This is a genomic window from Vibrio sp. 1S139 (genome assembly GCF_041439475.1).
Taxonomy (GTDB): Bacteria; Pseudomonadota; Gammaproteobacteria; order Enterobacterales; family Vibrionaceae; genus Vibrio; species Vibrio crassostreae_C.
The window spans coordinates 49,444-62,496 of record NZ_JBGOOD010000015.1; the positions used below are offsets into that span (position 1 = coordinate 49,444).

Consider the following 13,053-nt stretch of genomic DNA (forward strand, 5'->3'; position numbering starts at 1 on the left):
CTAGTCCTCTAGCTTAGACTTATCACGCACGGCGCCTTTGTCGGCACTGGTTGCCATGCTTGCGTAAGCTTTCAGTGCGAATGAAACTTCACGCTGACGGTTTTCTGGTTTCCAGCCTAGTGCGTCTTGCTTAACACGACGCGCTTCTAGCTCGGCTTCAGGCACATCAAGTGTGATTGAACGGCTAGGGATGTCGATAGTGATGATATCGCCAGTGTTTACTAGACCAATCACACCGCCACTTGCTGCTTCTGGAGAAGCGTGACCGATAGACAAACCGGATGTACCGCCAGAGAAACGTCCGTCAGTTAGAAGAGCACAAGACTTACCTAGACCCATAGATTTTAGGTAGGTAGTTGGGTAGAGCATTTCTTGCATGCCCGGACCACCTTTAGGACCTTCGTAACGGATAACAACCACTTCGCCTGCTTTTACTTTACCCGCTAAGATGCCGTCTACGGCTGTGTCTTGGCTTTCAAATACGATAGCAGGACCTTGGAATTTCAGGTTCTCTTCATCAACACCTGCTGTCTTAACGATACAACCGTCAACGGCGATGTTGCCTGAAAGTACGGCTAGGCCACCTTCTTGGCTGAATGCATTCTCTTTAGTACGGATACAACCTTCTTTACGGTCGTCATCAAGACGATCCCAACGGCAATCTTGTGAGAAGGCTTTGGTGGTACGAATACCTGCTGGGCCCGCGCGGAAGAACTTAAGTACCGCTTCGTCTTCTGTCTGCATGATGTCGTATTGAGCTAGCTGCTCTTGCATGCTTAGGCCAAGTACAGTGCGAGTTTGGTTGTTCAGTAGGCCTGCGCGGTCTAGTTCACCTAGGATAGCCATAACACCACCAGCGCGGTGAACGTCTTCCATGTGGTATTTAGGTGTTGAAGGCGCAACCTTACATAGGTGTGGAACGCGACGAGACATCTCGTCGATATCACCCATATCAAAGTCGACTTCACCTTCTTGAGCTGCTGCCAATAGGTGAAGAACGGTGTTACTAGAACCGCCCATTGCGATATCCAGTGCCATCGCGTTTTCAAATGCTGCGCGGTTTGCGATGTTACGAGGCAGTGCTGATTCGTCATCTTGCTCGTAGTAACGCTTGGTTAGGTCAACGATGCGCTTACCAGCATTGATGAATAGCTCTTCACGGTCTGCGTGGGTTGCTAGCATAGAACCGTTACCTGGCTGAGATAGACCAAGCGCTTCTGTTAGACAGTTCATTGAGTTCGCTGTGAACATACCTGAACATGAACCACATGTCGGACATGCAGAACGCTCTACTTGCTCACTTTGCTCATCAGAAATGGTTGGATCGGCACCTTGGATCATTGCGTCAACAAGGTCTAGCTTGATGATTTGATCGGAAAGCTTAGTTTTACCCGCTTCCATTGGGCCGCCTGATACAAAGATCACTGGGATGTTAAGGCGCATTGCTGCCATCATCATTCCCGGAGTGATTTTGTCACAGTTAGAGATACATACCATCGCATCCGCACAGTGAGCATTCACCATGTACTCTACTGAGTCTGCGATAAGCTCACGTGATGGCAGTGAGTACAGCATGCCACCGTGACCCATTGCGATACCATCATCAACTGCGATGGTGTTGAATTCTTTAGCGATACCGCCCGCTTTCTCGATTTCACCTGCTACCAATTGACCCATATCTTTAAGGTGAACGTGGCCTGGTACGAATTGAGTGAAAGAGTTTACAACTGCGATGATTGGCTTACCGAAGTCATCATCTTTAACGCCAGTTGCACGCCATAAAGCGCGCGCACCAGCCATGTTGCGTCCGTGGGTAGTCGTTGCTGAACGATAGATTGGCATTGCTTAAATCCTTATAAAATATTTGGCTGTTGCTTACTTAGTTGTTTGCGTTTGGTTTTCTGAAGTTTGGTCTGCTGGGTAAACGTAGTCTAACCAGCCCCACTTATCTTCAGTGGTGCCATTGAATAGACCAAAGTAAGCCGCTTGAACTTTTTCAGTGATAGGACCGCGTTTGCCTTCACCTACTGTAATTTTGTCTACGCTACGAACCGGAACGATTTCCGCCGCTGTGCCTGTCATGAATACTTCATCAGCAAGGTATAGCGCTTCACGAGCAATGTTCTCTTCACGGATCTCATAACCCATGTCTTTTGCTAGTGTCATGATCGAATCACGCGTGATACCCGGCAGAATCGCACTGGTCGCTGGTGGTGTGGATAGCACGCCGTTACGTACCACAAAGATGTTCTCACCAGCCCCTTCAGAAAGGTAACCATCAACACTCAGTGCGATGCCTTCATCGTAACCATGACGGCGAGCTTCGCCACCAACTAATAGTGAAGATAGGTAGTTACCACCGGCTTTTGCTGCGGTTGGGATCGTGTTTGGAGCGGCACGGTTCCAGCTAGAAATCATTGCATCAACGCCGTTTTCTAGTGCTTCTTCGCCTAGGTAAGACCCCCAAGGGAAAGCAGCGATGATCAGTTCCATCTCAGTATTTTCTGGCGGGCAGACACCCAAACCAACGTTACCTACGAAACCTAGAGGGCGGATGTACGCTGACTCTAGCTTATTTTGGCGTAGCGTTTCGCGAGTCGCTTCCATAATTTCTTCCTCAGTGTAAGGAATAGGGAAGCGATAGATTTTTGCTGAGTCTTTTAGGCGCTTAGCATGTTCAGGGTGACGGAAGATAACCGGCCCTTTTGGTGTGTTGTAACAACGAACACCTTCAAACACAGAAGTACCGTAGTGCATTGCGTGAGTCAGGACGTGAACGTTCGCCTCTGCCCAAGGAACCATCTCACCGTTAAACCAAATATAGTCTGCTGTTTTAGCTGTCATGTTTGCGGTTCCTTATGCGTTTATCTTTTGTTGTAAGTTGTTGTTTGGCAGTTCATTACGGCTGATCGAGATAACGTCAACGGTACGCACATCCCACAGCTTTTCGATTTGATTGACCAAAAAAGAGATTGGACGGTCACTGTCTACAATGATCTCTACACTCGCCACTTTACTTTCGTGGTTTTGAGTGCCCGCGACTTGCTTAACAATAAAGCCACGGTGGCGGATAACACGAAGAACACGCTCTAGTAGTACAGGCTTATCATCGGCTTTGATGTCTAATAGGTATCTTTTCATGTTATGTGTTCTCCAACATCTCACTGTTTGAAGCACCTGGCGGTACTAGTGGCCATACGTTCTCTTCTTCATCAATAAGAACATGAAGTAGGTAAGCGGTTTTGCTTTCTAGCATCTCTTTCAGTGCTGGCTCTACTTCTTCTTTGCGCGTGATGGTTTTACCCGGGATATCGAAGGCTTTCGCTAGCATCACGAAGTCTGGGTTGTCATCTAGGATGGTTTCACTGTGGCGGCCATCGAAGAACAACGATTGCCATTGGCGAACCATACCCAAGCGAGAGTTATTAAGCAGTACCATCTTCACTGGGATCTGACGACGCTTCAATGTGCCAAGCTCTTGCACGTTCATCATGAACGAGCCATCACCAGAGATTAGAATAGATTGGTCATCAGGACGCCCAACCGAAGCACCCATTGCAGCTGGCAAGCCAAAGCCCATGGTGCCTAAACCGGCAGAGGTAATGAAGTTCTGTGGATCGCGAGGCTGAATGTGCTGAGCTGCCCACATTTGGTGTTGGCCCACATCAGTCGATACGATAGAGCTTGCTGGCATCATGTCTGACAGTTGCTTCAACAGCAGTGGAGCAAAAATCAGATCACCAGGGTGGTCGTAACGCCATTTGAATGAGCTACGAAGACCTTCAGAGTGATGAACCCAAGAGGAGATGTCTTGGCTTAGCTCTAGTTGAGGCATGATCTTGTTGATGTCACCGCGAATTGGCGCATTGGCAAGACGCAGTTTGCTGAACTCAGCGGCATCGATATCGATATGGATAACCTTAGCATGCGGCGCAAAGGTATCGAGTTTGCCAGTTACTCGGTCATCAAAACGAGCACCGACAACAATCAACAGGTCACTCTCTTGAACCACAAGGTTAGCGGCTTTAGTGCCGTGCATACCCAGCATGCCAAGGTAGTGTGGGTCGTCACGTTCGATAGTGCCCAAGCCTTTCAGTGTGCTTACTGCTGGCATTGGGTTTAGGCGTAAAAACTCACGAACCGCATCGGTTGCTTTAGCAAGTTGAACACCACCACCTACGTATAAAACAGGACGGGTCGCTTGAGACAAAAAGTACTGTGCCTGTTCAATGGCATCAGTTGTCGCAACAGGAATTGCGGGTGGAGTAAATTCAGGAAGAGCGTTAACAGGTGTTTCTGCTAGTTGAACGTCTTTAGCGATATCGACGATAACCGGGCCAGGGCGGCCAGACTTTGCTACCACAAACGCTTCAGCGAGGGTTGGAGCTAGCTCTTCAATATCAGTTACTAGGTAGCTGTGTTTAGTACATGACAGAGACATACCAATCACATCCATTTCTTGGAATGCATCGGTACCAATGTGGGAACTTGCAACCTGACCTGTGATAGCAACCAATGGGATTGAATCCATAAAGGCATCAGCAAGGCCAGTGACTAGGTTGGTTGCACCTGGTCCCGAGGTTGCCATACAAACAGCGACATCTTGTGTTGCTCTAGCCATGCCGATCGCGGCCATAGCGGCGCCTTGCTCATGGCGACATAGGATATGTTCAACCCCGCCGTCATAGAGTGCATCGTAGATTGGCATGATGGCACCACCGGGGTAACCAAATACGGTCTCAATTCCTTGTTGCTTGAGTGCGGATACGACTAGTTCTGCGCCTTTCATCGGAATTCTCCCGTATTACCTTTATTTTGGTAACTGTTTCCTTTGTCTCTGCACATCTTGTGCTCCCATTCTTCCTGTAAATCGGCAAAGCCGAAAATGCTCAAAAATATAAAAATCGAATGTTTAAATTAGAAAAAACCCCCGGACTTGTCAGTGCGGGGGTTTTTTCTAATTCGTGGTTACTTTCTTCCCACTCGCCCCCGCGCAGTCTTAATAATGACTACGATAATCAGGTTAATCAGTGCGTAAATGCGAGCGTTAAAAATCATAATATTCGAGTTTTCTCGTTTATTGTCTTCAGTAAATGTCTACATCTCTAGTGTTATCACACAAATCTGCCGCATGACAAGGGAAATGTCATTCTTTTTTCACATTAAAATACCATTCCACCAAGCTATATAACAACCTTATCGCTTTGGTGAGCAACGAATATCCAGAGCGAATACTTTTAAATCAAAGACAAAGGAAAGTTATGGGACTCGCGATAATTCATAGCCGAGCTAGTGTGGGTGTAGAGGCGCCAGAAGTGACCGTTGAGGTGCATATAAGCAACGGAATGCCTGGCTTCACGCTGGTGGGTCTACCTGAAACAACGGTCAAGGAATCTAAAGACCGAGTGAGAAGCGCGATCATCAATTCTCGCTTTGAGTTTCCATCGAAAAGAATCACGGTCAATCTCGCCCCAGCCGATTTGCCCAAAGAAGGTGGTCGTTTTGACCTGCCCATCGCGCTTGGGATTTTGGTGGCGTCAGATCAGCTTCCGACATCAAAAATAGCTCAACATGAATTTATCGGTGAGTTGGCATTGTCAGGAGAACTTCGCTCGGTAAAGGGCGTTTTGCCTGCGACGTTAGCCGCCGACAGTGTAGAGCGATGCTTAGTTGTCCCACATCATAACGGTGATCAGGCTGCGCTGGTGGGCAAGGGAGCGCATAAATCTGCACAAACCTTGTTGGAGGTTTGTGCTGACATGTGTGGACAGGCTCAGCTTGGGCTATATAGAACGGAACATCATCAGGCTGATGTTTCAGTGCTTCGCGACCTACAAGATATTATCGGCCAACAACAAGGCAAGCGAGCTCTAGAGATAGCCGCTGCTGGGAATCATAACTTATTGTTTCTTGGCCCACCCGGAACCGGAAAAACTATGCTCGCTTCTCGACTGCGTGACCTATTACCTGAAATGAGTGATGACGAAGCGATGGAAACCGCGTCGGTGGCCTCGTTAACGCAACAAGAAATCAATCAATACAACTGGAAGCAACGACCTTTTCGCTCTCCTCACCATTCCAGTTCAATGGCGGCATTAGTGGGTGGTGGTTCGGTGCCTCGCCCCGGAGAGATCTCTTTAGCGCATAACGGCTTATTGTTCTTAGATGAGATGCCGGAGTTTGAGCGCAAGGTGCTTGATTCATTACGAGAGCCACTAGAGTCGGGCGAGATCATTATCTCCCGTGCTGCGGGCAAGACTCGTTTTCCTGCGCGTTTTCAATTGGTCGGTGCACTTAACCCAAGTCCAACGGGTTATTACGAAGGTAACCAGGCGCGCGTCAACCCACAGATCATCCTGCGTTACCTCAATCGCTTATCTGGGCCCTTGCTGGATAGGTTCGATATGTCATTGGAGATACCTCTGTTGCCAAAAGGAATGTTGGCCGAAGGCGGTGATCGCGGTGAAACAACTCAAGTAGTTAAGCAAAGGGTTAGGCAGGCGCGCGAGTTAATGCTATCTCGCAACCATAAATCGAATGCACTGTTAGGTAGCCGAGAAATTGAGAAGTATTGCCCACTGCGACGCGAAGATGCAGAGTTTCTTGAGACAGCACTACATCGCTTGGGTTTATCGATTCGTGCTTATCATCGAATTATTAAGGTGGCACGAACCATTGCCGACCTTGACGGTAACGAGCAGATCGAAAAGAAACATCTATCAGAAGCGCTAGGCTATCGCGCGATGGATCGCTTGCTGAAACAACTCACGGCTCAAGCTGTCTAGCAAGCAGAAAAAGCCTGCTTAGATGCAGGCTTTCGTTGGATTGCAGTTCATACTCGCTAAGGTTAGAACTTGTAGTTCAAGCCAACTGAAACTATATATTGAGACTCGCCGTAGAAGGTAATGTTCGAGTCGCTGGTGCCGTAGCCTGCCAGTGAAATAAACGACCAGTTTTCCCAATCCATGAATTGAACATACTCATAGGCGGCGAATAGGTTGATATTGTCGTCGCTGCGTTTCTTGTCGTAGATCGGGTTGCTCGCATCGTAAGAGCGTTGGTTGTAACCCGCTGTTAGTGCGTACTGGTGACGCCCCATGCCACCAAACAAGCTTACCTCACCACCGAATTGGTCGTAAGATTCAGCTTTACCATCAGCATCACGTGTTTGATAGATGACGGATGGAATAAGCATCATGGTACGACTGAGTGGCAGGCGATATTGACCTTTCAAGTAGAGAGTATTGGCATCTCGTTTGAGCTCTTGATCTTGAATATCATCCTTGTCGACATCTTTGGTCGCATAGGCCATGTCTAGCGAGAAAGCTGAGCCCGCAATGTTGCTTAGCTTCAAACGAAACGCATTGCCAGTTTCATTGGTCTTGGTGCGAGCTGATGTGGTGTTGTATGGATCAGCCCAAGTTTCACCAGACATAATGGTTGGCAGCAGTGAAGCGTCGATCACCATGCCTGACTCAAGTTGGTATTTGTAACCGACTTCGAGAACTACAGTACCTGTTGCTACATCATCTCGCGCGGTACCTGTGTATACCTGATGGTTTAGCTTTTCACCAAAGGTATAAGCAACACTACCTAAAGGAGCAACCAGAAAAGAGCTTTCCGAAGAAGCCTTCTGATCTGTGGATGAAAGATTGCTATCAGCATCGGTATTAAAGTTCGAGGTGGAAGAGGTAACCCCGGTATTGAGAGAGATTTCACCACTGAAACCTTGTTGGTCTGCAAGCTTGGCAAAAGCGGGAGAAGCCGCAACGCTCAATGCCAAGAGAGTTATTTTTATTTTCATTCAAGGGCTCCTTGCCCACCGGTTCTTAGGACGGGTTATTAATAGCAGTAAAGCTTTAAACTTCCAGGTTAATTATTTATCAATAATGATTTTTGAACTAGCAAAAAAAAAGGAAGCCGAAGCTTCCTTTCATCAATGGCTTACTTCTTTAATAAGAAGTTCACGAGCTCGAAGTACTCATCAAGAGAGTTGATACCTTGAGCTTCTACTAGGTAGCGGTTGTTAACCACAACAGCGGGTACACCTGAAAGGCCGCTGTCTTTGAATGCTTTGTCGAAGCGACGAACCATAGAATCTACAGCAAAGCCGTTATACGCAGCATCGAATTTCTTCGCATCAACGCCTTCGTCTAGGAAGATTTGACGCAGTTCTTCTTCATCACGTGGTGGCTTGTTCATTGTGTGGATGCGGTTAAACATCACTGGCACCATTTTATCTTCAACTTTCAGTGCAATCATTGTCGCGTAAGCTTTGCTCATTGGCAGACCCATGTTGCCACCCATGAATGAAACATGGTTCTTCTGTAGCTTAGCGTCTTTAGGTAGCTGTTGTTTTAGCTGCTGGATGATTGGCTCAAAGCTATTACAGTGTGGGCAGTAAAAAGAGAAGAACTCTGTCACCATTGGTTTTTTTGATGCTTCTAGGTCGAGAACTTTGTAGTGTTCACCTTCGTTAAATTTCGCAGCGTGAGCGGTAAGGCTCAACATGATCAATGAGAAAAATGCGAATAGCTTTTTCATTTATCCAATCTCCATTATGTTTGAATTTTTATCTAGTTGTATGTTGCGATTGCTGTTACCACTGAGGCATTAACGAAAGTGGTGGCTCTTGCAGGGTAGCAATTTGCTCTTTACAAGCAAGTACTTGTTGCTCCCAATATTTCGGATCATTAAACCACGGGAAGGCCAGAGGAAACGCAGGATCGTGCCATCGTTTCGCCAACCATGCCATGTAATGCACCATACGTAGACCGCGTAGTGGTTCGATTAGTTTCAGTTGTGCGGTATTAAAATCGCAAAACTCTTGGTAACTCTCTAGCAAAATATCCAGTTGCATCAGCTTATCTTGGCGCTCGCCATTGAGCAGCATCCACAGATCTTGTATCGCAGGGCCGTTACGTGCGTCATCAAGATCGACGAACATTGGCCCATCGCGCCACAAAATATTGCCAGGGTGGCAGTCACCGTGCAGGCGGATATTCTCAATGTTGCTCGGCCACTGGCTCTCTAGCTCTTTGATCAGAAGGTCAACGTCATTGAAGAAGGCATTTTCTAGGTGCGTCGGGATAAACTGAGAGTTCTCTAGAATCTTACGTGGCTGATAAAGGTATTCATCTAAGCTGATGGTCGGGCGATGCTGGAATGTTCTTCCCGCGCTGGCTTTATGAATACGACCAAGAAAGCGTCCTACGCCTTCCAATTGATCTAGATTGTCAACTTCATACTGTCTGCCGCCAACACTTTCAAATAGTGCAAATAGGTAGCCTTGGTATTCATGTAAGGTTGCACCGTTGATTCGCATTGGAGGCGCAACCGGCATCTCTTGTTCGATAAGCTCGAGTGCGAAGTCATGCTCTTCTTGGATCTGTGCCTTGTTCCAGCGTTGTGGACGGTAAAACTTAACGACGTAGCGCTTACGGTCTTCATCGGTGAACTGATAGACACGGTTTTCGTAACTGTTGAGAGCGAGAAGCCCGGATTCAGCGCGAACTCCGATGCTCTCCAGTGCGTACCACATGAAGTCAGGAGTCAGGTTATCAAAGTTAAAGGCTTGCATCGTCATAGAATAAAAAAGGCTCATTACTGAGCCTTTTTCCATTTATTGGGTTGTTATACCAAGCACTACGGTGCGGGTATCAGAGCTTCTTGATAAAGCGGCTTTCGACTTCCATCGTAAACTCTTCATTATCCGAGAGTATAAACTGAATTGTCGAAACTGGTGAGCTCAGTTTTTCTGGGTCGGCGCCCAAACTGATAGGTAGGTTCAAAACCTCGCCTGGATCGACAGTAATCGTCTGTTTACCATACCAGATAGAATCGGGCAGTCCGCTAACATCGAGTTTGTACTCTTGCTCTTGTTGAGTCTTGTTGATCACTTTCAAGGTGTAGGTGTTTTCAACCAACCCTTGGTTATTGACTCTAAACAGTTGGTTTCGGTCACGCAGAACACTTAGGCCGGCAGGATCAACGCTCGCGATTTGGGCGAAGAACAAGCCCAGCATCACGATCAAGATAGCGCCATAGCCCAACAGCTTGGGACGCATTACCTTGGTCGAGTGACCTTCAAGTCTGTGCTCGGTGGTGTAATTGATCAGGCCTTTCTCATAGCCCATACGCTCCATCGTGTTGTCACAGGCATCAATACACGCGCCGCAGTTAATACACTCGTATTGCAGGCCGTCACGGATATCGATACCCGTAGGGCACACTTGTACACACAGATTACAGTCAATACAGTCGCCTAGACTAAGCTCTTTTGGATCGGCTTTACGAGAGCGAGGGCCACGGCTTTCACCACGTTCTGTGTTGTAACCAACGATGAAGGTGTCTTTATCGAACATTGCCGACTGGAAACGCGCGTAAGGACACATGTGCAGACAAACAATTGAACGCATCCAACCCGCATTGGCATAAGTACATCCAGCAAAGAACAGTACCCAAAACACCGGCCAGAAAGACGAGTTAAAGGTAAAGAAGCCAACCACTAACTCTTTGATTGGGATGAAGTAACCAACAAAGGTTAAGCCCGTCGCAATGGCAATCGCCCACCACGCAATGTGTTTGAGGGTTTTTCTGAGGATTAAATTGCTCGTCAGTTTGCCCGAGTCTTGTTTTCTTCGCTTATTGGCAGCGCCTTCTAGCTTCTCTTCGAACCAGATATACATGAAGGTCCAGACGGTTTGTGGGCATAAATAGCCACACCAGACACGGCCTAAGAAGGTGGTTATGAAAAACAGGCCAAACGCGGCAATCATAAATAGGATCGCGAGTAGGGTCAGATCTTGCGGGTATAAGGTGGTGCCAAAGAAGTTGAACTGTTGGCTGCCGATATCGAGCAAGATCGCTTGACGTTCACCAAAGGGAATCCATGGGATAAGCGCAAAAAGTAAAAGTAAGAACCAACCGCCATAGCGACGCAGTTGTTGGAATTTACCTTTGCTTTCTCGAACATAGATTCGGTTACTTGGGTTAAATCGATCTCCATTACCTTTATGTGTTTTCGGGTTAAAGGTTTTAGGAGTCACATCTTTGATATCGATTTTATCCTGACTCATGGACTATCCTTTTTGTGGCTTGTTTGCCCGGTTAAGTCGGGCATGACGACATTACTTGAAAGTATGGTTTAGAGAACCTGTTGAAATTGAGCTTGGTGCATTTGTTGTTATCGCACTCACTCTTATTATTTTAGAAGATTCTTATGGATGGCGATTATAGCGACAATCTTGTTCTCATTTCTTTAACGCTATCAACCTTTAACAACAAAAGTCATAACAGTTGTGACGAAAAAATAGCGAACAGAAACAAAAAAGCGACCTGGTGGTCGCTTTTTAAAATTGAGTGTTTTATCTATACGGCAATTGAGCTCTAAACTAACGGGCGACTAAAGAAGGCCACGTGCTTTTAGAATTGCGGTTTTGAAATCATCTTCTTGGTCTTTTTTCAGGCCCGGGATCATCTCATCTTTTTCGCTGTTGCGCATTTTTAGGTGATAGATAAGAACATCGTCAGTCAGTTCTTCAAGCTTGCCTTGGTAGCCCGCTTCTTTTGATAGCTTAATGATGAACTCTAATAGGTTAAGCTCTTGATCTTTCTGCCACTCAGGCTCCATCAGTTCAAGCAGTTCTTCAATGCGGTGACACTTCATACTTTATTTCTCCACAAATTTTATAATGATTTGTGGCTAAGGTATCAAATCGGGTAGGGAATACCAATGTGTAAACACATTTCAAGATGGGAGCGGGCAAGAAAAAAGCGCAGTAAAAACTGCGCTTTTTGTTAAGCGGCTTTAATCACTTTCGTTGTAGTCGGTGCTAATAAAGCAGTCTTCTCAACTAGAGTCATTGTAGGAGCCAATTTCTTAGCCGTTGGAGCAGCAACAAAGCCACTACGACGACGCATCGCACTACGGTTGGTGTGCGAGAACCTGACAGCTGTTGGGCGCATTAATTTACCTAACGGTCAGGCATATCCATTGCCAATCTAATGGCCTGATTTACCATGAGCTCCACCTCAATTGCTTGAAGCGTCACTCGTCTGGCTTTCGCCAATCCGAAGAATAAATCAGGATAATGATATGCATGCATATCAAGGCTTAGATTATCACTATCTAAGTTATCGATCGACGCCTGAGTGATAAATAGACGATATTAGAGCTAAAATAGTGTGAGCAGTATATTTGAGTTTGAACCTCTTTCAGGCTTAAGATGATGCTTTAAAGGAGGTGCATATGTCGTTCTTAAAGAAAACGTTAGCAAGTTTTGGAATTGGATCTGCCAAGGTGGATTCTGTATTGCAACAGGAAGTGCTTTATCCAGGCAAGAAGGCGAGCATTATTGTGCATGTCTATGGTGGCGCTCAGCCACAAGAGATCGACAATATCGATCTCAACTTGTGCTGTCGTTACGTCAAAGAAATTACTATGAATTCGCAAAGGCAAGAGGGCGGTCAAACACGTCGAATGCACCAGACATACTCGTTGGCCAAATGGAGCCTGCCGTATGCCTTTGTTATTCAGCCGGGTGAAACCCGTGATTTTGAATGTGAGTTTGATGTCCCGCTGAACACACCTGTCACGATTGGTGATTCAAAGGTGTGGCTAGAAACCGGGCTCGATATTGCGATGGCGATTGATCCATCGGATAAGGATATTTTAACGGTTCGCCCAGATGCACTTCTTGATGGTATTTTTAATGAACTAGAAGCTCAAGGTTTACGCATTCGCCAAGTTGAGTGCGAAGCAGTAGAGGGCTTTGAACTGCCATTTGTTCAAGAGTTTGAGTTTGTCCCTACCACTGGTCCATATCATGGCCGCTGGCGTGAACTGGAAGTGGTTGCTCATCGTGATGAAACCGAGCTTAAGTTGTGGTTTGAGATAGACCGTAATCGCGATGGTGCAAAAGGCATGTTGGCGAGCTTGTTAGGCATTGGCCAACTGCAGCGTCAATTGAGTGTGCCATTGGATACGTCACCACAAGATGCGGGCAAGATGGTACTTGAGTATCTAGACAACGCATCTTAGTTAGCTCTTTG

At 46.8% G+C, this 13,053-nt stretch carries 12 protein-coding genes; 2 read left to right on the forward strand and 10 right to left on the reverse strand.

Annotated features, from left to right (window positions below; translation table 11 throughout):
* From ilvD to ilvG, 4 genes are read right to left on the reverse strand one after another with little or no spacing between them, the layout of a single operon-like run.
* A complete protein-coding gene (gene ilvD, locus ACED46_RS07380) occupies nt 1-1,842 on the reverse strand; it encodes a dihydroxy-acid dehydratase (protein WP_371721166.1) in 1,842 nt (613 codons plus the stop codon).
* Between the two features lie 33 nt (nt 1,843-1,875).
* Nucleotides 1,876-2,844 (reverse strand): branched-chain amino acid transaminase, encoded by a 969-nt coding sequence (locus tag ACED46_RS07385; RefSeq protein ID WP_017063017.1) that lies wholly within the window; start codon nt 2,842-2,844, stop codon nt 1,876-1,878.
* A 12-nt stretch (nt 2,845-2,856) separates the two neighbouring features.
* Nucleotides 2,857-3,141 carry an acetolactate synthase 2 small subunit gene (ilvM, locus tag ACED46_RS07390; RefSeq protein ID WP_017055442.1) on the reverse strand — a complete coding sequence of 95 codons (285 nt, stop codon included), beginning with the start codon at nt 3,139-3,141 and terminating at the stop codon, nt 2,857-2,859.
* Between the two features lies 1 nt (nt 3,142).
* Nucleotides 3,143-4,789 (reverse strand): acetolactate synthase 2 catalytic subunit, encoded by a 1,647-nt coding sequence (ilvG, locus tag ACED46_RS07395; protein WP_371721167.1) that lies wholly within the window; start codon nt 4,787-4,789, stop codon nt 3,143-3,145.
* 472 nt (nt 4,790-5,261) lie between these two features.
* On the opposite strand from ilvG, the gene ACED46_RS07400 reads away from it, so the two are divergent.
* A complete protein-coding gene (locus ACED46_RS07400) occupies nt 5,262-6,785 on the forward strand; it encodes a YifB family Mg chelatase-like AAA ATPase (RefSeq protein WP_371721168.1) in 1,524 nt (507 codons plus the stop codon).
* A gap of 62 nt (nt 6,786-6,847) precedes the next feature.
* Here the strand turns inward: ACED46_RS07400 and ACED46_RS07405 are convergent, their stop codons facing one another.
* The 6 genes from ACED46_RS07405 to ACED46_RS07430 all read right to left on the reverse strand — a co-directional run bounded on the left by ACED46_RS07405 (nt 6,848) and on the right by ACED46_RS07430 (nt 11,967).
* Nucleotides 6,848-7,804 carry a DUF2860 domain-containing protein gene (locus tag ACED46_RS07405; protein ID WP_371721169.1) on the reverse strand — a complete coding sequence of 319 codons (957 nt, stop codon included), beginning with the start codon at nt 7,802-7,804 and terminating at the stop codon, nt 6,848-6,850.
* A 140-nt stretch (nt 7,805-7,944) separates the two neighbouring features.
* The gene (locus tag ACED46_RS07410) at nt 7,945-8,544 is read right to left on the reverse strand and encodes a thiol:disulfide interchange protein DsbA/DsbL (protein WP_017063015.1); all 600 of its coding nucleotides are present in this window, start codon (nt 8,542-8,544) and stop codon (nt 7,945-7,947) included.
* A 55-nt stretch (nt 8,545-8,599) separates the two neighbouring features.
* Nucleotides 8,600-9,586: a serine/threonine protein kinase gene (locus ACED46_RS07415; RefSeq protein ID WP_017058781.1), complete on the reverse strand. Its 987-nt coding sequence runs from the start codon at nt 9,584-9,586 to the stop codon at nt 8,600-8,602.
* 73 nt (nt 9,587-9,659) lie between these two features.
* Complete coding sequence (gene ccoG, locus ACED46_RS07420) at nt 9,660-11,078, reverse strand: cytochrome c oxidase accessory protein CcoG (protein WP_017063014.1); 1,419 nt, start codon at nt 11,076-11,078, stop codon at nt 9,660-9,662.
* 326 nt (nt 11,079-11,404) lie between these two features.
* Nucleotides 11,405-11,668 (reverse strand): YihD family protein, encoded by a 264-nt coding sequence (locus tag ACED46_RS07425; RefSeq protein ID WP_009848104.1) that lies wholly within the window; start codon nt 11,666-11,668, stop codon nt 11,405-11,407.
* 131 nt (nt 11,669-11,799) lie between these two features.
* Entirely contained in the window at nt 11,800-11,967 is a 168-nt protein-coding gene (locus tag ACED46_RS07430; RefSeq protein WP_004739323.1) for a hypothetical protein, read from the reverse strand.
* Nucleotides 11,968-12,250: 283 nt separating this feature from the next.
* Between ACED46_RS07430 and ACED46_RS07435 the strand changes: the two genes are divergently transcribed.
* Complete coding sequence (locus ACED46_RS07435) at nt 12,251-13,042, forward strand: sporulation protein (protein WP_017058778.1); 792 nt, start codon at nt 12,251-12,253, stop codon at nt 13,040-13,042.
* Nucleotides 13,043-13,053 lie beyond the last annotated feature (11 nt).

Excerpts from the sequence above, each read along its gene's own strand:
- ilvD (WP_371721166.1), bottom strand. The coding sequence starts at position 1,842 with ATGCCAATCTATCGTTCAGCAACGACTACCCACGGACGCAACATGGCT.
- ACED46_RS07385 (WP_017063017.1), bottom strand. The coding sequence starts at position 2,844 with ATGACAGCTAAAACAGCAGACTATATTTGGTTTAACGGTGAGATGGTT.
- ilvM (WP_017055442.1), bottom strand. The coding sequence starts at position 3,141 with ATGAAAAGATACCTATTAGACATCAAAGCCGATGATAAGCCTGTACTA.
- ilvG (WP_371721167.1), bottom strand. The coding sequence starts at position 4,789 with ATGAAAGGCGCAGAACTAGTCGTATCCGCACTCAAGCAACAAGGAATT.
- ACED46_RS07400 (WP_371721168.1), top strand. The coding sequence starts at position 5,262 with ATGGGACTCGCGATAATTCATAGCCGAGCTAGTGTGGGTGTAGAGGCG.
- ACED46_RS07405 (WP_371721169.1), bottom strand. The coding sequence starts at position 7,804 with ATGAAAATAAAAATAACTCTCTTGGCATTGAGCGTTGCGGCTTCTCCC.
- ACED46_RS07410 (WP_017063015.1), bottom strand. The coding sequence starts at position 8,544 with ATGAAAAAGCTATTCGCATTTTTCTCATTGATCATGTTGAGCCTTACC.
- ACED46_RS07415 (WP_017058781.1), bottom strand. The coding sequence starts at position 9,586 with ATGACGATGCAAGCCTTTAACTTTGATAACCTGACTCCTGACTTCATG.
- ccoG (WP_017063014.1), bottom strand. The coding sequence starts at position 11,078 with ATGAGTCAGGATAAAATCGATATCAAAGATGTGACTCCTAAAACCTTT.
- ACED46_RS07425 (WP_009848104.1), bottom strand. The coding sequence starts at position 11,668 with ATGAAGTGTCACCGCATTGAAGAACTGCTTGAACTGATGGAGCCTGAG.
- ACED46_RS07430 (WP_004739323.1), bottom strand. The coding sequence starts at position 11,967 with ATGCGCCCAACAGCTGTCAGGTTCTCGCACACCAACCGTAGTGCGATG.
- ACED46_RS07435 (WP_017058778.1), top strand. The coding sequence starts at position 12,251 with ATGTCGTTCTTAAAGAAAACGTTAGCAAGTTTTGGAATTGGATCTGCC.